A 21,921-nucleotide genomic window follows, 5' to 3' on the forward strand; every position below is an offset into this window, starting at 1 on the left:
ATTCGAACGAAGCACGAACAACACCTACCGATCTAATAATTGATACCATTATTATATCACATTAACGCTGTGTCGTGTTGAACCAATTAGACAAAAGATAGGCTGTCGAGACTTTCTCGACAGCCTGGAGCACGTCCTCCGGACGTGCTTGTTTTTTATGCCGAATAACTCATGCCTTTCCGAGCGCTCAATCGATTCGGCTTCCGCCCCGAATAATTCAGAACCAGACATGCCAATGCGAACGCGGCCATTAAGGCGAAGCCTAGATGATAATGTCCCGTCGAATCAAAGACAGCCCCCAGCACGATCGGAGGAAAAAAACCGCCGATGCCTCCTGCCGCTCCAACGAATCCCGTGACTGCTCCCGTATTGCCGGAGGATACCTCCGGCACCATTTTGAACACCGCCCCGTTGCCTAGACCCAGCAGTAGAGACAATAACAAGCATACCAGGCTGAACATAAAGAAGGGCTCAAGCGATACGGACAAGACCAGCGCGCCGGCCAATATGCCGATGAATACGACCGTTAGTACCTTCCGGCTTCCGAACCGGTCCGCCAAATATCCGCCCGCCGGCCGAATCAACGTGGCGGCCAATACAAAACCAGCCGTTCTCAGCCCCGCGTCGAATGCGCTCAGCTGGAACAAATCCTTCAGCAAGGTAGGCAAGTACACGCTGAATGCGACGAATCCGCCGAACGTCAGAAAATAATAAATAGACAAGTGCCAGGTCGCTTTCTCCTTCATAACGGACAACGATTGCTTCAAGGTCTTGGGAGCGGCCGGCTTCGGTGGATCCTTCGTGAAAGCTTGGAACACGACGGCCATGACCCCAATGACGATGGCCAGGCCAAAAAACACCCAAGGAATGCCGTAAGCGGATGACACGGACGGAATCAGAAAGTTGGCGAATGCGCTCCCCAGATTGCCAAGTCCGGCTATGCCTAATATGAAGCCCTGGCGCTCAGGCGGATACCATCTGGATACGAAGGCGATAGAGATTGCAAAGGCGGTGCCGGCCATCCCGATAAACAAGGCGCATACTAGCAGCCAAGCATACGAATCGACAAGCCCGGCCGTAACCACAGGCAGGATTAAGAACAGCATGGTGAGCGTGAACACCCTTTTGCCGCCAAAACGGTCGGTTAGAATTCCCATCGGAATCCGCATGATCGACCCCAGCAGCACCGGAGTCGCGACCAGAATGCTTTTCTCGAGATTGCTTAAGCCCAGCAGCTCTTGAATCTGCCCGGCGATCGGCGGAAATACCGACCAGATCACAAAAGAAACGGTCATGGCGACCGTTGAAAGGATAAGTGCTTTCGTTTGGTTCATTGTTTTGGCTCCAATCCATGTGTAGATCTACATTCGCTTGTTTTGCGTCATTTAATCTGTCATAAATCACCGAAAATCCAAAAAATTAAACTCCATACTCTAATTTCACGCGGAATATATTCCACGCAAAGTCAATTCGATAGTTATTAGCGCCAATAACAACCAGCGTCCTTGCAAGTATGTAAGAAAACCTAACAACCAATCATATACATATTATATCGACTCTCATGAATCGTCAATAATAACCCGGCAAATCGCCACAACAAAAAAACCACTTCGAATTGAAGTGGTTTAAGTGAATAATTGAATTTATTGAATGGCATCCCTCGACAACGTGCTTTCCCGAACGACCAGCTCCGGCTCGATGACGGTCAGCTTCTTGACGTTCTCCTTCATGATCAGCTTATGCAGCACTTGCACCGCGGTGGCTCCTAGTATGTCCATCTGCTGCTTCACCGTCGTCAATTCCGGGTATATCGCGGACGCTAGCGGAATATCGTCGAAGCCGATGATGGAAATATCGTCCGGCACGCCGATCCCGGCTTTCATGGCCGCCTTGAGCGCGCCGACCGCGGTGAAATCGTTCACGCAAAAAACGGCCGTCGGACGATCCTCGTTGGACAAGATGCGGTTCATGAGACGTTCGCCTGACGCCATCGAGAAATCCCCGTACAACACCCTCTCGCCGGAAACATGAAGCCCATTGCGCTTCATAATGCGCTTGAACGCTCTGACCTTCTGCGCCGTTGTCGTCATATTATCGTTCCCCGCGATGAAGGCGATGTCCCGATGCCCGGAATCGATCAGATATTGCGTCGCGATCTCCGCGCCTTTGCTCTCATTCGTAATGACGCGGTAGAGAGAGGTTCCGGGCAAATCGCCGTTAACGAGCACGAGCGGTATCCGGTTAGCCGTCTCGACGACTTCATCGACAAGCTCGGGTTTGCACTTCGATAGGTTAATGCGCCCGCCAAGGAAGATGATGCCGTCTACCTGCTTCTCCCTCAGGATGTTCAAATATTGCGATTCCCGTTCGTAGTCGCCAATCGTATCGCACAAGAAGAAGGTGTAGCCCATGTCTCGGGCCATGCGCTCGATTCCGCTGAACACCTCCGGGAAGAAAGGGTTCGTCACGTCGGGAAGGATAACGCCAATCGTTCCCGTCTCTTTCTTCGATAAGCCGCGCGCGAGCGCATTCGGTTGAAATTGATATTCATCGATCAGCCGCATGATCTTCGATCGCGTACTATCCTTCACGGGGGCCGTATTGTTAAGCACCCGGGAAACGGTCGCTACGGAGACATTGGCCTCTTTCGCAATGTCGTAGATCGTTACTTGCTTCACGCGGCACACTCCTAATGGTAGTTCAAAAAGTCCACTTTTGATCACGAAGTCAATTCAAGATGCGTATTCGACATCGAATTTTGAATTCAGCCGAAACTTCCGATGCTCACGTAGCTCCACTACGCTCCGCTTCTCAGTTTCTAGCTTCATTCAAACTTCTCGGTGCTGAAAAGCGAACTTTTTGAACTTATTATCTAAAATTCAACAATATTTTTAGTATATCAAACATATCGGCAATTGTAATGGGTTTCACTTTCGCTTAGCCGTGAAGATCGGCTCTCGGCCGCACGACCTTGAACTGGTCTTCGGTCTCCTCCATCTCGTAAAGCTTCGCTCTCGAATCCGGCGTCTTGAACGGCTGGTGGAGAATGAGCATCCACGTTCCTTCGAACGTTCGGAACAGCATGCCGTGCCCGCTGTCATCGTACACGAGAGGCTCCAGCTGCTCCCATGGCCCCTCCAGCCGGCCCGAGACGGATCGCGCCAGCGTCTGCACGTACCCGTCCTTATTATAGCTGGACCATAACATGATCAAGCGGCCGCCCTTGGTGCGGTACAGCTGACAGCCGTCGGAAACGTAGACGGACGGCTTGACGCCGGGGATCCGTTCGCCGTTAATCCAAGGCGCGTCGGAGGCTTTGAACAGATGGATCGGCTCGCCGTCCGCCTCGGACAGATCCTCCCTCAGCGGAATCGCTTCGAACGTGCCGTCAATGACCTGAAGCCATTCATGGCAGTAGACCATCCATGGCTTGCCGCCCTCGTCGCGATACAGGGTTCCGTCGAGCGTCATGAATCGTTCCGGCGGGACGGGGCCGTCCGTCTTGATCAGCTCGAACGGCCCCTCCGGCGTATCGGCTGCCGCGATGCTCGTTCCCCGCAGGTGATTCGTGTGCCACGTCTCGGGAGGCTCCGAGAATATCCGGTCCCGGTTATGAAGCGTGACGAACATATAATACTTGCCTTGATACTCGTGCACCTCCGGCGCCCAAGTGCCGTGCTGCGGATGGGCCCATACGCCGTCCGGCACGGTAAAGGCGACGTACGGTCCCTCCCAATCGAGCAAATCCTTGCTTTTGTAGAAGAGAACCCCGCTTCGATCTAAATCCGTAAATCTCGGAATGCCGGTCGTATACAGGTAGTAGGCTCCCTCCTGCCGATAGGGCAGAACGAACGGATCATGCGCGGCGATGTCCGCAAGGCGATGGCCCTTGCGGGGGTTCGACGTATCCGAAGCGGCGTTATATACCGTCATATCCCTCGCTCCTTTCCACCCATTCCCGGGAGGTTTGCTCGTCGAACAGCAGCCTCACCCGTTCCGGCGAGCGCCCTTCCTCGTCGAACAGGACAAGAACATTGCTCTCCTTCAGCCAAGCCATCGGAATTTTGTAATCCTCCTGCGGTCCGATCTGCCAGTAGCGTCCGAGGTTGATGCCGTTCAGCCAAATCGTTCCTTTGCTCATGCCCGTGAGCCTAAGCTTCAGCTTCGCATGAATTGTCTCCGGAATCTTCGGCCTCGCGAATTCGCAAGTATGCCAGGCAGGGACTCCGAGTCCGGAATAATTGGCAGACTCTGCACCTGGCCCGCCGTCCTCCACGCCGGCCATGCTCCACTCCTGTACCCCGTCGGCGGAGCGGTAAGCGAGCAGCTCCAGCCGCGCAACCGGCGATTTGACGTACGGCATTTCGATCACATTGTTCCCTTCCCTTACGAAGTCGGAAATATCGACGGACTGGTTCGCGAACCAATTCTGGTAGCCCTCCATCGGAACCTCCGCTCCGTTAATGCGCAGCGGCGCGGCCACGGCGCCGACGAGAACCGCGCGGTCCTGCCCCTCGATGCGGAACGAGCGTGACAGAACCGGGTTTTCTTCGAGCTGTCCCGCTTGATCCAAGTGCACGACCTCCTTGTCCGACGTTTCCCAGCTCTTGCGCAAATCCTGCACCGAGCCGTCCACATACCCCGTTTCGAACAAGCCCTTGGGCTCGCCCAAATAAGGAGAGAAGTTTAAACGGCCCATATTCTGCACGAGCAGCTGCACCTGATTATCGCCTTTGCGGAGAGGAAGCCGGACGGAGGCGGAACCGACCTCGCGGATTAACGAAGCCTCGACCCCATTCACGTAAACCCGCGCGGTATCCTGAAGCTTCGGCAGAATGAACGCGGTCTCCCCATCGGCTTCCCGTTCAATCCGGCAGCTGTACAGCAAGTAGCCGAACGGTTGGGAGAAGCTGGAGAAGTCCAGCGGCTGAACCACGGAGACGCCTTGAGCCTGGCCAAGCTCCAAAGCCGCGCTCGACCAAGCTTCGAGCGCAGGAGGCTGCGGCTGGCTGCCGGTTGTTTGGCTGACATGTACGCGATGGCCCCCGCCGCTTCCGGCCGTCAAATCCACGTCGTCGCAGCCGAACAGCCACTGCCCGTCGCCGATTCGCCAAGCGCGGTCCATCTCGTCCTGGTTAAGCACGATTAAGCGCAGCGGCTCGCCGCCGATCTCCAGCTCCACGCGCTGCGGCTCCCTGAAATGATAGAGGTCGAACGTGACGGTTCTCCCGTCCGAGCTTGCCGCGGCAAGCAGCGGACGATCGCCCGTTATGCGAATTTCCGCGTCGGCATCCAGCTCCACCGTCGAGCGCTGCCCATTCTTGGCGTAGACGATCAGCGTCCGGACCCCGTTCACGATTTCGTTGCAGCCGATAGCCGTAGTGCTGGTGAGGCGCACCCCTTCGCCTATCTCGATCGCGTCGAGCACGGGGACAATTTCGCCGGGGTTGACGATAACCGGCAAAGTCCTGCCGTTCGCAAGCGTTATATGGAACGTCTCCCTCTCGTCCTTCCCGCTCTCGACAAACCACAAGCTTTGCTCCCCAAGCCTTCTGCCGCGCACCTTGAGGCCGGCCGTCGCCCGAACGCCCGCTTCGGCCGCATCCAGCGGCTCCGACGCGAGCAGGAACGGCTCGATCGCGCGGACGAAATACGAGAACCGTTTCGCGGCAAAATATTTCGGCGTGGTTCTACCATATTCGTTAAGCGGGGCGTCATAGTCGTAAGAGGTGACCATGAAGATGTCGCTCGCGCCGACCGTTCTTCCGCCGTACCCCGCGAAGTTCGTTCCGCCGAAAAACATATAATGACTCAGCCCCGAGAACCCGGCTTGCACGACCTCGAGCATTCGTTTCTCGTACAGCTGCGGCGTCTTCTGGGTCGCGGCCGGCGCTCCCCAATGCTCGAACCAGCCGCTCCAGAACTCGGCCACCAGCTTCGGGGTATCCGGCTGCTTCCGGATTAGCTGCCCGTAGTGGTGATCCGCGCCGCTCCAGAAGTTTGCGCCTTCGACCGCCCCTTCGACGCCCCCGACGCACGTCAGGAGCGGAACGTCGATTCCCCTCGTCAGCAGACCGTCACGCAGATGGGTTAAGTAAGGCCGGCCGGTCTCGTCGCTCCCTAAGTACCCGTACTCGTTCTCCACTTGGACGAGAATCACCGAGCCGCCCGCCGTTATTTGACGCGTCCGAATGACGGCTGCGATCCGGTCGAAATACAAATCGACGTATTTCAAGAACACATCGTTGTATTCCCGGAACTTGACGCCCTCCTTCCGGCCCAGCCACCACGGGAAGCCTCCGAAATCCCATTCCGCGCAGATGAACGGTCCCGGCCTTGCGATAACCCATAGCCCGAGCTCGGCGCACAGGTCCAAGAACGCTCCGCAATCCGCGTCGCCTTCGAAGCGCCACTCGCCCTCGTTCGGTTCGTGCACGTTCCAAGCGAAATACGTATCGATGCAATTCATCCCCGCCAGCTTCGCTTTGACGAGAACCTCTCTCCACTCCTCCTTCGCCATCCGGAAGTAATGAATGGCAGCGCTGCTCAGGAACACGCGTTTCCCGTTTAGAATAAAGCTCTTGTTATCGTATCCGATGACGGATGGATTCTGGACTGAGGTTATCGTATTCATAGCATTTCCGCCTCTCACTTCAAGGTTGATGATAGAACCGCGATTATCCGACGATACCGGACTGCTCCAGGTTCTCGACGATCCGCTTCTGAGCGAAGAAGTAAATGATCAGGAGCGGCAGAAGGAAGATCAAGGCCGCCGCCTGTTTGACCGCGTCGAACGCGAATGTCGTGGCGCCCGGCGCGTCGTACCAGGTGCGCACCGCGTACAGAATGTTATTCACGTTCGCCGGCGCGAACGTCGTCGCGAGCTTGATGCTTAAGTACGGGCCGTCCGGATGGAAGTACCCGGTATAATACGTATCTCCGTAATTCCATACGAACGCGAGAATGCCGACCGTCATGATCGCCGGCAGCGCGTTGGGCAGACCGATCTTGAAGAACGTCCTGTAGAAGCCGCAGCCGTCGATATAAGCCGCTTCCTCCAGCTCCTTCGGGAGCCCTTTGAAAAACTGCCGGAAAATAAACACGAACATGCTTTGCTTCACGCCAAAGCCGAGTAACGCGATCGCATACAGCGTATAAGGCTGATTGATCAAGTCGATCGTGCTGCCGTTAATGGCCGAGACGAGCCCCAGAATGTCGAAGCGCTTGAAGCTTAAGTATTGCGAAATCAACAAGGACTGCGGCGGAACGACGAAGGTCACGATGACGAGAAACATGACCAGGTTGCGTCCCCAGAAATTGATTCTGCCGAGAGAATACCCCGCGATGGCGCACATGAAAATTTGAATCAAGGCGATAATGGCCGCATAAGCGACGGATTGCAGCATCGGAACGCCGTTGCCGAACACGAGCCGGAAGGCCGCCCTGAAGCTGTCCACGGATAGCTCGATCGGCACCCAGATGACATCGGGATTGCCGAGATCCTCGAGGTTGTTGAACACAAACGGGATCAGCTTGATCAACGGATACAAGATGGCGAACCCTAGCCCGATTACGAGCGAATAAAAAAGATAGCCGAATACGATTTTTCGGAACGTCTCCTTGACGCGGTAAGCGGTGATTTCTTTTCTGGTCCGCGGTTCACTTTGCAGCATGGCTGAGCTTCACCACCCGGTTCATAATAAACAGCAGCAAGAGCAAATCGATTAACACGTTGACGAGGTACACCACCGATAAGGCGGAGCCTACACCGATATTGTTCTTATTGAAGGCGAAATAATAGATCTCGGTCGAAATGGAAGATTTCAGGAACATATCGACGAACGTGTAGATGAGCGCGAACAACGATATATTGCCGACGAGCGGCAGCGTGATCTTCCAAAAAATTTCGTAGCTGTTCGCGCCTTCGATCTTCGCCACTTCGTAAAGCGAGGGGTTGATCGATTGCAGGCCGGCTAAGAAAATAAGCGTCTGAACCCCGGTCTGCGACAGAAGCATAAAGATGTTCGCCGCCAGATCCGAGATAAAAAACGTGACGTCTCTCGGAAGGAAGGTGTACTCCCTTAGAAAGTCGATTAGAAACTCGTTGTCGAAATTGCTGCTCACGGACGCGTCGGCGACGTCCCCGCCCGTCGTCACCATGATCAAGTCGACGACGACCTTCAGACCGAGGACGATCGGCAGGAAGAAGACGACCCTGGCCAACCCCTGTCCCTTGAACTTCACGTTGATCAGAATCGCGCAGAACAAGCTGAAGATGACGATGACGGGCGTGTTGATGAAGATATTCATGTTTTCGTCCGAGAACACCCGCAGGAACGTCTGGCTCTGGCTCGACACTTCAACGTTAAATAGATCCTTGTAATTTTGCAGGCCGACGAAATCGAGCACCATTCCTCCGGCGTCCGCGACGCCGACTTTATGGAAGGAGTACTTGATCGTATTCGCCAGCGGCGTGAGGAAAAACAGCACGAACCCGATGAGCCACGGCAGCACGAAGACGAGGCCGTGAATTTTTTTCATCGTTCTGTAGGGTATACGCGTCTTCCGAACCTTCTCTGCTGCACCCTGCATGTCACAACCTCCTTACGTCTTTGGCTTGATGAGATAACCGAGGGCTTCTAGATTCGTTCCGGATATCGCAACAGGGTATTTGTTGTAATTGACGATGACGGACGCTCCCGATGCGTAGGTCGTCTCGAACACGCCAGCCGCCAGCATCCGGTGGCCGGTAATTTCCTTCGAGCCGATCGCGGCGAGCCCTTCGCTATACTCGCTGTACATGGCTTTGATCTTATCCGCCAGCATGGAATATTGAATCGAATAGTAGTCGCTGTATTCCGAGTTTTTCAGGATGTCGACGTTCTCCGCGCTGATCGTGAACTTCGGAATGCTTCCAAGCTCAAGCGCCTGAAGCAGGAAGTAATCGCTCCGGTCGGGCGACAGATTCACGTTCAGCGTTGTGTATTCCGCAAGCCCGTTCATGACGAGCTGCCGGAACGGAATCGAGCTGAACATCGTCGCGTAGTTGCTGCTCTCCCTGGAAATATCGGACGCGTAGGCGATGTGCGGAATCCGGTCCATATTGGGATTGTCCAGCGCAAGCATCTTCTGCTCGGACAGCTTCCGCAGATTCTCCTCCACGATCGAGCGCGTCGCCACCGGGTCGATAATCTCGCGCGGATTGTAGCTCGCGTAATACGTGGAGCCCAAGTCGCCGAGCGCGATATTCGGATACGCCGCCGAGCCGCCCAGGAAGCCGTCTACCGTATCGCTCAAATATAACGGATTCAATAAGAAACGTTTGGTGCTGCCGAGATCGAACCAGCCGTTCGCGTAATTATACTTCTGGAATTCGATCGGCTTGCCGTCGTAGCCGTACAGGGCATTCGATTTCGGCCAGAAGCCTCCGCTTGTATCCGACAGCCGCAGGAGGTCGGCATGAAGGAACAGCTCGTCGTTCCCCTCTCGGAAGCCGCTCATCAGCGCTTCAAGCTCTTTTTTGCTGCCGTTTTCCCCTACCAGCTCCGCTTTGTTGCCGATCGTATTGTTCAGGCCTCCGTTCAAGACGCCTTTGTAGCTGACCACGGCGCTCACGTCCTTCAGATCCCGCATAATCTCGAGCAGCTGGCTGTATTTCGTCATCGAATACGGTTTGCTGTAAGGAATGCCGAGCAGTCTCCTCTCCAGCGTGACGGTTCCGATGACGTCGAGGAACAGCTTCGGCTCCGCCGAGTAGGCAGGCTCAAGCCCGTGCGCTTCGATCAGATAATCCCGGTACGCCTTGGCCAAATCGTAATAGTCGACCTTCTCGCCGAACAGCTTGTATCGGACCGTATAATCGACGTGAATCAGGCCGGTCGTAGCCAGGAAGCGCGCTTCGTTGTCGCTGTAAGGGCCGAAAACCTTCACGCGCGAATACTGCATGGAATCGAAGGTGCTGTATACTTTGTTGTACGGCGCGCCGCCGGCCGACGTATCCTTCGTGCCCAGCTGCACCTTCACATAGCCAAGCTCGGCGCCTTTCTCGATAATGCCCAGGTGGCCTTGCGATCTTCCGGCAAGATCCGTCGCGTACATGCCGAATACGGGCATCGTCAGATTTTCGGGAAATTCCGGCATCTCGTACAACGTGTTGTAGTACGTATTGTCGTACACCGGCCGTTCATACTCCGGGAATTTCCCATTGAACGTATTGACTTGGAACAAGGCGCCCGCCCCGTCCGGCACGACGATCTGCCCGTCATCCACCTTCTCCGCCGAAGCGAGGCCGAATGAAGGAAGAACGGCGATGTTCTGGATCGTGTAGAAGTCGTTGTCGCCTACGATTTCGTAGGTCGGCACCTTCACGACGAGATCGCCCTTATCCAGCGTCGCCTCCATCGTGACGACGAACCGCGCGGGCTGCGTAATCGTCACCGTCACTCCGAACTGCTGGCTGTCCGCGATCAGCATGTCGGTCGTGTACCCGACATCCTTCGAGAATTGAATCAAATCCTTGACCAGCGAGAGCGGCGGCAAGCCGGAAAATTTGAAAAAGTAGAGGCCGTTATCCTCGTCCCGCTGATAAGCGATGGAGAGCGCCTCCTCATATTTTTTGACTTGCGCTGCCGTGAGATTTCCTTGCGCGGCCAGCTCTTCAAGCTTCTTCAGGAAGAGCGTCTCGTAGCTTTCGATCGATATCTTCGCTGGCATGTATTCTTCCAGACGGTAGGATTCGGTCTCGAAGAAATCGAACACGATTTGGACGCCGTTCTCGATCCGGTTCAACGTATACCGGCCGTTCTGAATCGCGTACCGGTACGCATCCCACTCGTGCATCGCGCTGTCTTCGCCGAGAAACCGGATGACGATCGGGGATTTCTCGACATCCCCGCTTTTCCCGTCGTCGAATAAACTGTTCCACACCGCTCCGCTCGAGGTGTCTACCACCTTCAAATTCAGCGTGCCGGTGTCGAGATAAAGCTCCTTTCCTTCGCTGCTGGAGAGCAGCACCGTACCGGCTTTCGGATCGAGCTTGCCCGTCTGCGCCGACACGCCCTCCCGGTTATATTCCGGCAGCGGCTGCCGGGCGATCCCGTAGTGCTTGATGACGGATGGAAGGAAGCTGAGGGCGGCGACAATGAGCACGGCCAGAACCGCCAGCGCCAGCTCCCGCCTGCCTATAGCCTTGATCCGAACGACCGATGCCAGATTTATGTTCTTGAGCATGTTGTCACCACCTCTTCGTCAATTCCAGGAAGACCGCATAGACGAATCCGATCACTTTCCCTATAAGCGTAAAATACAACATCGAGAGGAAGACGATGAGAATCGCCGAGACGAAGGAGGCCGCCAGCGTCACGATGTTGATCATAGCCGAATATTCATGCGTCACGGTCAAGCCGCAGAACAGCAGGAACGCGAACCACACCGTTCCGATCGCCGTAAACGCGGTTAGCAGCGCCGATTCCTCTTGCGTGACGACGTTGCTCAGCATAATGCCGAGCACATCGAAGATCAGCTTCGGAATCAGCGCGTAGCTGATTACGATGTAGATATCGCCGATGGTGCCGTTGCCGTCGAACAGCGTCGTAATGCTCCAGTTGCTGATCATGAACAGCAGGAACGGGAACAGCGTCGTAATGAAAATCGTGATGCTGTTCATGGCGAATAGCGGATTATAGTTCAGAATGAAGCCGGTGTATTGGTAGCTCATGATGCCCGTGACGCCGCAGAGGAGCATGATGACCGTCGCCAGCGCGAAATTTCTTTTGCCCAGAAACTTCACATCGTAAAATCCGTCGAACGGATGGAGGAGCACGCGGAACATATATTTCCCATCTTCAACAATTCCGGCCATAAGTTAGGATCATACCTTTCCTGTAGAGCTTGAGTGGTCCTGCCGCAATCGCTAACCGTTTTTCTTGTTGTATCTGAATTCCGAATAGAACAAGGCGCCGGCAAGGGCGACGAACAGGAGGACGAACCACATGAAATGGTGCTGGATGAACAGATTCCTATATTCCGCGAAGGCTTGCGAATAGTACCCGCGGCTGTTGCCGAGCTTCAGGTAGTACATCGCCTTGTCGAATACGTCCTGCATCAGGTAGTTTCGGCCGACGCCCGTATACGCGATGTCGTAATTGGCGTTGCGCTCCAGCGTCTCCTCGAACGCCGCTCCCGCCGCTTCCCAGTTGCCGTGGAAATATTGCTTCTCGGCCTCCAGGGCGGCCTGCCCGAACTCCGTCGGCTGAAATACATACGCGCTGCCGAACTGCTTATCCGTCAAGATCAGCTTATCTCCGAACCAGGTAATCGCGGTCGGCTCCTTGACGTTTCCTTTCAGGTTGCCGATGGAATTAAAGACGTTCATGATATCCCCTTCGAAATTGTAGAGGAACACCCTTCCCATCGTTTTGTCCAGGAGGGCATATACGCCGTAATCGGAAACCGCGATATCGACGAACTGGCTTTCCGTCGCCGTGACTCGCGGCAGATCGCCGATGACGCGGAAATACCCGTCTTGGATCAGCACGTTTTCGCCTTTCGAGTTAAAGCGGAATACTTTATCCTGCGCCGAAGGGTCGAACGTCGTCGCGTAGATCAGCCCTTCCGAATCGATGCTTATATTATTGAAGGAAGGCGCGAACAGCTTCTTCATCTTCTCCTTCTGCTGATTGGAGGCGATCGACTTCCAGAAGAAATCGATTAGATTGACTCTAGGCTTATTCAAGCCAAAATAGCGGGAGAAGGTGCCGTCCGGATGGATGTCGATTATGCCTTCATAGCTTCCCTGCACGACGACGCTGATTTTGCCGTTCTTGTCGACGACAAGCTTGGACGGCTTGAACGGGGTTACCCCCACCATGTCCGCGGGCTTCTCGATCGTCCGCTTGTAAGAGTAAGACTCCCCGTCCAGCACCACGATCCGCTCCGCTCCCGTGTCCGCGATGTACAGCTCGCCAAGCGCCTCGCTGTAGAACACGCCTTCGGGATTAGCCAGCATGAGCTGCTTGCCTGTCGCTTCGCTCACCATGATTTTTCCGGCTTCGTCCCGAATCAACTTAATGGAAGCGAGGAACGTAAGATCCGTGTCGAACACATTGATGCGGCTTTCCGTCGCGTCCGCGACGAAGATCCGGTCATCGGCGACGTACACGTCGTCGAAGCTTCCGACCTTGATCTTCTCCATGCGGCTGCCGTCCAGCGTATCCGCCCACTCGAATGCCGGAGGACTCCGCTTGGCTCTTCCCCATGCATCATAGGTGTAATCGCTCTCGAACGTATTCGCGGCGTACGCGCCGGCTGTCGGGAAGAGCAGGCAGATCGCGCAGGCGATAACGGCAGCCCTCATATAATTCATCACCGCGGGTCTCTCCTTTCCGATTGCATTATTCTTTGATGCCCGTCGTGGCCATGGTCTGAATGACGTTGCTCTGGGAGAAGATGAAGACCGCCACCGGCACGACCAGCATGATGAGCGTGACGGCCGACGCGACCCCCGTCCGGGCTACGCCCGCATTAACGATCTGCGACAGCGCGTAGCTGATCGGCTTCAGCTTCTCGCTCAATATAAATCCGCCGCCGGTCGTCCCCCAGAAGTTCTGGAAGGATAGAATGATCAGCGTAATCCAGGCCGCTTTGGACAGCGGCATCATGACCCGCCAGAAGATCGTAAATTCGCTCGCTCCGTCGATCTTGGCCGCTTCGATCAGGGCGTCGGGCACCTGAACCATAAAGTTCAGCATGAGGAACAGCCCGAGCGTGCCGCCGATCGACGGAAGGATGACGGCCCAGTAGCTGTCGATCATATTCAGCTTCGACATGATTACGTAGTTCGGAAGGGCGGTTACGGTACCGTTGAACATCAAGGAATACACGATCAGCTTCGACATCGTCTTCGAGCCCGGGAACACGTATTTCGCCAGCGGGAAGGCCGCCATGGAGCCGATAATGACCGTTCCGGCCGTGCCTGCCGCCGTGAGGAACAACGTGTTGAACAAATACCGGGACATCGGAATCCAGGAGTTCCCGATAATGATGAGCAGATCCTGGAAGTTCGTCATCGTCGGGTTCTGCACGAACAAGTTCGGCGGGAAGATAAAAATTTCGTTCAGCGGCTTGAACGCGTTATTAATGATGAAGATGAGCGGCCAAACGCTGAACAAGCCGAAAATGCCCAGGAAGAAGGTCAGGGTGAAGTCGCCGAAGATGCTTCGGTTCCTGCGCTTGAATTTCCGGGATAGATACGCTTTTCTTATGACTGCGGGAACGACTTGCACCCTAAACACCTACCCTTCTGAGTGCTTTCTGCACGATGATGTTGGTGAATACCATAATGAAGAACAGAATGGTCGCGATCGCCGACGCGTAGCCCATCTCGTACCGGATGAAGCCGTAGTCGTGCAGATGCGTCAGAATCGTGTGTCCCGCGTATTCGACCGACGGGAAGCCCGCAAGCTCGATCGAAATTTGCGAGACGGACAGCGAGCTCGTTATTTGCATGACGGCACCGAACAGCAGCTGCGGCTTCATGGACGGGAGAGTGATGAACCAAAGCTCCTGCCAGCGGTTACGGATGCCGTCGATCTGGCCGGCTTCGTACAACGTCCGGTCCACGTTCTGCAGCCCCGCGATGAACGCCAGGAAGCTGACGCCGAGACTGAGCCATAGCTGCACCAGGATAAGAATCGGGAACACGTATTCCTTCTTGTCGAACCATAGAATCGGCTCGCTGATGAAGCCGAGCTTCATCAGCCAAGCATTGGAATAACCGTACATATCCGACGAGAAGATGAGCTTCCAGATCAGATAGGCGTTCCCCGAAATCGAAGGCGCGTAGAATACCAGCGTCATGACCGCGCGCACCTTCGGCGTCAATTCGTTGATCAGCCAAGAGAAAACGAAGCACATAATGTAGCTGATCGGACCGGTAATAAGCGCGAAGAACAGCGTGTTCTTGACGGCGATCAGGAACACGTCGTCGTTCACGATCAGATTGATATAATTGCCGAACCCGACGAACGTCGGCAGCTCTAGCATATTGAACGACGTGAAGCTGATTACGATCGAAGTGATGACCGGGATCACGGTAAACACGACGAAGATGACGGAGAACGGCAGCAGAAGCAAATATTTTTCCTTATGCTTCCTCCAGACGTTCGCGATCGACGTCTCTCCTCGGGTTCTTGCGACAGGCTTGCGACTCGTCCGCATATTCACCTTACTCTGCATACTCACCTTACTCCTCTATCTGTGGATTCCGACCCGTCATACGGCTCGCGGGGTCCTCGCTGTAGGATAGATGGAACTCTTTGCGCTTCTTCGTAAGCTCCTGATCGATCTGCTTAATATTCATGTACAGCGCTTCCCGCGGATTCCTTCCGCTCGTCACGACGGAACGGAACGCGTAATCAATGGCTCTCGGCGTCATATAGCCCCCCGGCACCTCGGGGAAGCCCACCGCGTCCCCGAACTGCCGTATCAATTGCTCCGAGTCCTTGGTTGCCCAAGGCAGCCGTTCCAGAACCTCGACGTTCGCCGTCGGATATCTCGCGGCGGAGCCCATTACGGATTCGAGCGCGTTAGCGTAAGCCGCTTGCGTGTCCGCCTCGATCCACCACTTCATGAACGCCCATGCTTCCTCTTTCTTGTCCGAGGCTTCCAACATGATGCTGTCGATCGTCGTCGCGAGCGCCGTATGGTTCACCTCGCCGTCCTCCCCTTCGACTCCCGGTATCGGAGCGAAGGACCACAGCCCTCTAATCTCGGGCGCGAACACCTCGAGCTGATTGTAGGTCGTATACGGCGCGATCCCGACGGGCATGGCTCCGGTTCGGAACCGGTTCGGGAAATCGGCGGATACGGGCAGCCGATAGCTCGTGAAGAACCTCGTGACGAGGTTAAACGCGCTCATCGCTTCGTCCTCGATCAGACCGCTCTTGATGCCGTAATCGGCGTCGCTTCCCTGGTACAAATCTCCGCCGTGCTGATAGACGAGCGACGGATAAAGCTCTTGGCCGGGAATGTAGAAGTCATAGTTGTTCGCGTGGAGAACGGAGATGACATGCTCGACCTCATCCCACGTCTCCGGCGGCTCCAGCCCGAGCTGATCCAAAATATCCTTGCGGTAGAACATCATCAAGAAGGAGGATTGCTCGGGAAGACCATATATTCCGTCCTCGTAGGAAACCGTGTTCCACGTGCTGTCGTCGAATTGGCCGCGGATCTCTTCGAAGCCTTCCAGCTTCGACAAGTCCGCCAGGGCGCTCCGCATGGCGAAGTTGACGACCGTCGCCTGCGGCACGGCAAGGGCGACATCGGGCCCGTTGCCCGCAAGCGTCGCCGGAAGAATGACATCCTCCGGAATCAGCTGCAGCTCGACCGGAATATTCGAATTCGGCGTGAAGCCTTGATCGATCAGATCTTTGATGACCTGCGCCTGATCGCGTCCGGCCGCGATCCATACCTTGATGGCGTTATCCTGCGATTCTTCGGAAATCATCGTTTCGTCCACGAAGAACGTCGATAGGAACCTGACCGTGCCGTAATAGCCGCGAACAAACCCGTTCGGCTCCGCGTCCGGCAGCTTGGCTTCCGGCGCGGACAACGTAAAGCTGTCCAGCTGTAACGGCATTTCCGAGATCGACGTGATCCATGTGCCAAGCGAAGAAATATTGTTCTCCATCGTGGCCAGCTCCGTAATCACATCCTCCGGCTTCAGGCTTAACCGTTCGGCCTGCACCTGCATCTTTTCGATCATAGCCGTTTTCTCGCCCTTCTCGCCGGTGATTCTCACGAGCTCGTCAACGACCTTCTTCAGCCGCTCGCTCTCCGCGCGAAGCGTTTCCGCGTAATTCGGTATTTTCTTCGTAATCTCGTAATCGATGTAGCGATCCGGCACGACTCCGGTTATTTGCACCGTCTTGCGATAGAGATCGTTCAGGATGAATACGCTCTTCTCCACCTCCGAGAGCGGCATCGCGAAATCGCCTAAGACGACCTCCAGCGAAATCGTATTCTCTCCTTGCTTCAGAGGGATGAGGAAATCCTCATCGCCGTTGCCGGGCACATAATGAACGAAGCCGGATTGAAAGGCGAACGGTATGGCCGCCGCTTCGCTGAATGGAACCTCCCCGTTCACCTTCAGCTGCCGGTACGACATGACGCCGCGATTCGAGCTCTGCGCGCCGCGGAAGGAAATGCGGTACAGCCCCTCCTCCGGCACGTCGACGCGCCAGGTCAGGAAGTCGCCCGGCGTTCTCCAGCTCGTGCCGCCGATCGTGTTCAGCTTGATTTTATAAGGATGATAGGGAACGGTCTGCGGATTGCTGTAATCGGTGGTCAGCATAATATCGACCGACGATTTCTCGATTCCGATCGTATGACCGTCCGTTCGTTCCGCTTGATAGACCAGATTCGCGCCTTCGTAAACCTTGTAGGTCTGCTTCCATTCCTGGACGACGTCCGCGTACGGCTTCGTTACCGGCGCCGCTCTCAGCGTAATATCGAGAATCTTCATCGGCTCCTTCACCGATTCGAAGGTCAGCGTATGCGTTCCCGCGCTCAAATAAAATTTGTAGGGCTCCAGGCTTCTCTTCCGCGAGTCATTCATATATACCGTCATCGGCTCTGGTTTCTCCACCGCGACCGGACGGATTTCGTTCCCGTCCTTCTCCGCGATGCCGCCGCTGTTGTCCCACACTCGATGGAATATCAATTGATTCATGCCGTTAAACAAGCTTTCATTATCGATATACAGCTTTCTTTCGATCTTCGAATTCGTTCCCTCGGCAGGCACGTAAGTGACCGCCACATTGTAAAACCCGGCCTCTCGCACTTGCACCTTCCATGTAATCGCGCCGCTCTCTCCGGTTACGACGGCGCCGTTCTCCAGGCTCGCTTCCATGTCGGCCGAGGCCTCGTAGGACGCGGTGTCCACCTTGATCTCGGACGATGCCATCTTGCCGTCATACCCGTTGCTCTCGAGGTACGCGCCATAGGATTCTTCGGTATAGGCTTGCCGATCTGCGGATGCGGCCGCCGATACGACATTCGCGCCTCCCGCTCCCATCGCGGATATGAACATGACAAATACCAACAATGTCAGAACCCCGTACACAAACATCCTCTTCATCATGGACATACCCAGGACCCTCCATTTATGACTGCGCGGTGCTATGATTCGCATCATAGCACCCGCAGCTTGTAGCTATTGTGCGATTGACAATTATTCGACGGTTACCGCAATCGTCAGATTCGCGGTATTGCCGGCGAAGTCCGTAACGGTGAGCGCCACGTCGTAGGTGCCTGGCGTCGTCACGTCGAGACTTCCGATATCCGCCGTAATATTGCTCTTCAGGTCGAAGCCGTCCTTGTCGACGGCCTGCTCGACGAAATCATTGCCCCAGTTGATGACGGAAGCATCTTCATCGACCTTCACCTTGCGATAATCCGCCTTCGCGGTAATGGTCGGCGGCGTCGTGTTGTTCGGATCGTAGACGATGACGGCGTACGAGGTTTTTCCTTCGTTGCCGGCCGCGTCCTTGACGGACAACGCGAGGCCTCCGTCGTACTTGCCGACGGTATCGAATTTGACCGTGGAGACATCTACCGTTACATTGGCAATCGGAAGCTCTCCGTCGATGCCGTCCGTCGCTTTCACGTACGTCTCCCATTTCAGCGTCGAAGGATCCGTGCCTGCCGGCACGGCGATCGGCACGCCGGTCGTCGCGAAGGTCGGAGGCATATTATCCTTGGACTGGCCGGAGCCTATCGTTTGTTCCACGGCGGCCATCGAGTCGAGAATGACGTTCTTCTGCGCGTCGATCGCGCCCGCGTACTTCGGCGAGCCGTTCAATCCGTACAACGAATTGCCCAGGATCGTATCCGTCCACATGCCGCCCCATGGCATGATCGTCGCGTATTCGTTCGGGCTGCTGCCGGAGATGCCGACGAACGCTTCCATAACCGCTTCGCCGTATTGCTCGTTCGTCACGTCGAAGCCGTAATTGATCGCCGTGTTCTTCGCCTGCTTCTCGAAGAAGTCCAGCGCCTTGTCGCTGCTGGCCAGCGTCTTGTAGACGGTCGACCAATAAATCTTGTACGCCTTCAGGGCAAGCTCCGTCTTCTCCTTGGACAAGCCTTTCAAGACGGCAAACTGGTTGTTCGGGAAGATTACCTGGCCGTATTTCGGATCGTCTGCCGGAATGTCGTCCGGTCTCGGGAACGGCACGATACCCATCGACTCCCCGCGGGAAGCCAGCGTCTGGCCCGCTCCGTTCGACAGCCACGGCACCATGTTCGTGAACACGGTTTCGCCGTTGCCGAAGTCGCTTCCGTTCCACGTCCATCCGGGGACGGAGGTATCTTCGCCGTATCTTGACGACATCATCAGGTTTTTGGACATGAGCCCGTCGAGATATACGACGGCTTCCTTCGCTTCCGGCGAATCGGCCGTCAGGCCGTCGGCGCCGTATACGGCTCCGCCGTTCGCGTGAATCGCTTGGAACGCGGTGTAACGGTAGTCCGTTTGGAACGCCTTGATCGGCACGTCCGTGCGGACCGGCGACATCTTGTTCGCGTAATATTCATTGACCTTCGTCAAGTAATCCTCGAACGCGGACCAAGTCCACTTCCCTTGCTTCCACAGATCATGAGGATATACCGTCTGGCCGTTTTCTTTGAGGGCGTCGACCTTATCCAAGTAAGAGATGTTGTAGACGAGCGGCCACGCGTTCACGAAATCCAGAATATAGTTCAGGAAGTACTTGCCGCCGAACATCTGGTCGCCAAGCATCCAGGCGTCGTCCGGATCGCTGAAGATGCTCTCGTATTCGTCCAGCGGCTGGAAGATGTTCTGGCCGATCAGGGTTCCTTGCGACCCGCCCCATAGCAGGGCGACGTCGACGAGCGGCGCGTTCGCGAGCACCGACTTGAGCAGCGATTCCCTCAGGTCGCTCGGGTACTGCAGCCATTGAATCTCGACGTTCAGCTCGCTTAAGACGGCTTCCTGCGCCTTCTGTCTGGCGAGCAGCTGCTCCGGCGCCATACCCGGCTCGCCGGTTACGGGATCCTTCCAATTCGGATCGTCTCCAGCCTGCCAGTGAGTACCGAACACGATGACGGTTGGCTCCCCGCCTCCCCCGTCGTCCGTCGGCGTCGCCGTCGCTTCCGCCGCTTTGCTTTGTTCGGGCGATGCCGCAGGGGCGTTGCCATTCGAATCCTTACAGCCGGTTAGAACGGTGAAGAATAATGCGAGTACCAGGAACAGCGTGGAAATCTTTTTTTGTTTGTTTGCCATTTTCGATCCTCCCTATGATTTCAGCTTACAGAGGTTGTTCAATAAGTCCGCTTAAACCGAACCTTCCGAACCCGATCTAACAAAAAACGAGACTACTCGGCCTGAACAACGAACGTCGTTACAGACTCAGGCGGCAGAACGTAACCTTCGAGCCCGCTCACCTCCTTCACGAGGTCCAGATCATGCGCTTCGGACGTCTCGTAAATCTCCGTCTTCTTCCCTCGAATTTCCTCGAACGCGACCGTTTTCTCTTCCTTGGCGGGATTGACCGCTACGATAACGGTCCGGTCTCCTTCGGGACTCGCGTAGGCGGTGGCGAGCACCTCGCCGTCTTCGCTCGAGGCTCCGATCCGGTGATAACCTGCTTTAATGAATTTGGAATAATTGCCGAAGCTCCACATTCTCTTGGCGGTGCCGAATTGCTTGGTTGCCGGGTCCACGTACACTAGGGCATCCCGGTAATCGCCTTTGGCCACCGCCAGCCACTGCTCCCATGTCGACACCGACAGGATCGTCATATCCTCGTGAATCGTTCTCGCCAGCACGAGAGCCGCTTCCATGCTCGCCGCGTTGCCGTTCAGCATCTCGCACCATTCGGTCTGATGCAGCGGAAGCATGTTCTCGAATTGCGAGAAATATTCCGCGGCGATCTCCTTATCCTTCGCGCTCGACCAATACGAATGCACCGCATACGCGTCGATGTGCCGCGAGAGCACGTCGTCGCTCATAATTCGCTTATACATCGTGAGCGTATACTCGGGATCGTTCCAAGCGCCGGATTCGGCGATCAGCAGCTTGACGGGCAGGTTCCTCGCCTCCAGCTCCAGCGCCACCTTCCGGGATAGGCTGATAACCTGCTCCGGCTCATAATGGCAGCCCTCCTGGCCGCTCTTCCATTCCCATTGCGGTTCGTTGATCGGGCTTAAATATTTGACCGGCACGCCTTCCTTGACGAACAGCTCCGTAATATCGACAAGGTACTTCGCGAATTCGTCCTCGTTCTCCGGAGGCAGATTCGATTTCCCGGTCGGTTCGCCCGAGGAGTAGCCCGATACCGTCAGCCTCGCCGGCGGACTGTTGGCGAACAATACGATATCCGCTCCGCGCTTCGCCGCCTCCTTCATCGCCAGAATCGCGTTTTTGTCCCGGTCCAGGTCGTATACGCCCGGCGATACCTCCACCGTCTCGGTCGTGCGCCAAGGATCGCTCGCGACCGCCGGCTTGCCGGCACCGATGTTGTACCGGTAAATGTTGAGGCCGATTCCTTTCTCTTCGTCGTACAACAGATCCATGATTGGCTCGAGGTTATCCCAGCCGCCGACCTCCTGCGACCACCAGGCGCCCGAGGCTCCGAAGCCGTCGATGCTTTGATGGACGGCGTTGTAATCAAGCGTGATTTTTGGTCCCATGCTGCTGCTCCCTTCATCGGTTGGTTCGTTTGGTTCCGCGCCGGGTTTCGGCGCCGGGGGCAGCGCAAGCAAGAGGACCACGGCGCCGCAAATTGCGAACCAGATGAATCCGACAGCGAGCTGTCTTTTCGATAATCCCACTTTGCCGCCCCTTCCTCTGACTGCGATCGTTAATGAAACGGGTTACATTAAGCGCTTACAATTCCAGTT

The 21,921-nt window shown here is 55.8% G+C and carries 14 protein-coding genes; all 14 read right to left on the reverse strand.

Annotated elements, in window-relative coordinates; genetic code table 11:
• Positions 1–155: 155 nt before the first annotated feature.
• The 14 genes from NQZ67_RS10070 to NQZ67_RS10135 all read right to left on the reverse strand — a co-directional run bounded on the left by NQZ67_RS10070 (position 156) and on the right by NQZ67_RS10135 (position 21,852).
• On the reverse strand, positions 156–1,334 hold the full coding sequence (locus tag NQZ67_RS10070) for an MFS transporter (RefSeq protein ID WP_257445099.1): 1,179 nt from the start codon (positions 1,332–1,334) through the stop codon (positions 156–158).
• 309 nt (positions 1,335–1,643) lie between these two features.
• Complete coding sequence (locus tag NQZ67_RS10075) at positions 1,644–2,678, reverse strand: LacI family DNA-binding transcriptional regulator (RefSeq protein WP_257445100.1); 1,035 nt, start codon at positions 2,676–2,678, stop codon at positions 1,644–1,646.
• A gap of 259 nt (positions 2,679–2,937) precedes the next feature.
• Positions 2,938–3,933 carry a glycoside hydrolase family 43 protein gene (locus NQZ67_RS10080; protein ID WP_257445102.1) on the reverse strand — a complete coding sequence of 332 codons (996 nt, stop codon included), beginning with the start codon at positions 3,931–3,933 and terminating at the stop codon, positions 2,938–2,940.
• Entirely contained in the window at positions 3,920–6,634 is a 2,715-nt protein-coding gene (locus NQZ67_RS10085) for a beta-galactosidase (RefSeq protein ID WP_257445104.1), read from the reverse strand. Before NQZ67_RS10085 ends, NQZ67_RS10080 begins: the two co-directional genes overlap by 14 nt.
• Before the next feature lie 43 nt (positions 6,635–6,677).
• On the reverse strand, positions 6,678–7,673 hold the full coding sequence (locus tag NQZ67_RS10090) for a carbohydrate ABC transporter permease (RefSeq protein ID WP_257445106.1): 996 nt from the start codon (positions 7,671–7,673) through the stop codon (positions 6,678–6,680).
• A complete protein-coding gene (locus tag NQZ67_RS10095; protein WP_257445108.1) occupies positions 7,660–8,592 on the reverse strand; it encodes a carbohydrate ABC transporter permease in 933 nt (310 codons plus the stop codon). The genes NQZ67_RS10090 and NQZ67_RS10095 overlap by 14 nt, the downstream gene beginning before the upstream one ends.
• Positions 8,593–8,604: 12 nt before the next feature.
• Positions 8,605–11,229 (reverse strand): DUF5696 domain-containing protein, encoded by a 2,625-nt coding sequence (locus NQZ67_RS10100; protein ID WP_257445110.1) that lies wholly within the window; start codon positions 11,227–11,229, stop codon positions 8,605–8,607.
• A 4-nt stretch (positions 11,230–11,233) separates the two neighbouring features.
• A complete protein-coding gene (locus tag NQZ67_RS10105; protein ID WP_257445111.1) occupies positions 11,234–11,830 on the reverse strand; it encodes a YIP1 family protein in 597 nt (198 codons plus the stop codon).
• Between the two features lie 81 nt (positions 11,831–11,911).
• Positions 11,912–13,366 (reverse strand): NHL repeat-containing protein, encoded by a 1,455-nt coding sequence (locus NQZ67_RS10110; protein ID WP_257445113.1) that lies wholly within the window; start codon positions 13,364–13,366, stop codon positions 11,912–11,914.
• Positions 13,367–13,391: 25 nt separating this feature from the next.
• Positions 13,392–14,291 (reverse strand): carbohydrate ABC transporter permease, encoded by a 900-nt coding sequence (locus tag NQZ67_RS10115; protein ID WP_257445115.1) that lies wholly within the window; start codon positions 14,289–14,291, stop codon positions 13,392–13,394.
• Positions 14,284–15,234, reverse strand: coding sequence for a carbohydrate ABC transporter permease (locus tag NQZ67_RS10120; RefSeq protein WP_257445117.1), 951 nt, complete (start codon positions 15,232–15,234; stop codon positions 14,284–14,286). Before NQZ67_RS10120 ends, NQZ67_RS10115 begins: the two co-directional genes overlap by 8 nt.
• A 7-nt stretch (positions 15,235–15,241) precedes the next feature.
• Complete coding sequence (locus tag NQZ67_RS10125) at positions 15,242–18,145, reverse strand: extracellular solute-binding protein (RefSeq protein WP_257445118.1); 2,904 nt, start codon at positions 18,143–18,145, stop codon at positions 15,242–15,244.
• 84 nt (positions 18,146–18,229) lie between these two features.
• A complete protein-coding gene (locus NQZ67_RS10130) occupies positions 18,230–20,302 on the reverse strand; it encodes an immunoglobulin-like domain-containing protein (protein ID WP_257445120.1) in 2,073 nt (690 codons plus the stop codon).
• A gap of 92 nt (positions 20,303–20,394) precedes the next feature.
• Positions 20,395–21,852, reverse strand: coding sequence for a glycoside hydrolase family 30 protein (locus tag NQZ67_RS10135; protein ID WP_257445122.1), 1,458 nt, complete (start codon positions 21,850–21,852; stop codon positions 20,395–20,397).
• Between the last annotated feature and the right edge of the window lie 69 nt (positions 21,853–21,921).

This window comes from Paenibacillus soyae, assembly GCF_024623455.1.
Lineage (GTDB): Bacteria > Bacillota > Bacilli > Paenibacillales > Paenibacillaceae > Pristimantibacillus > Pristimantibacillus soyae.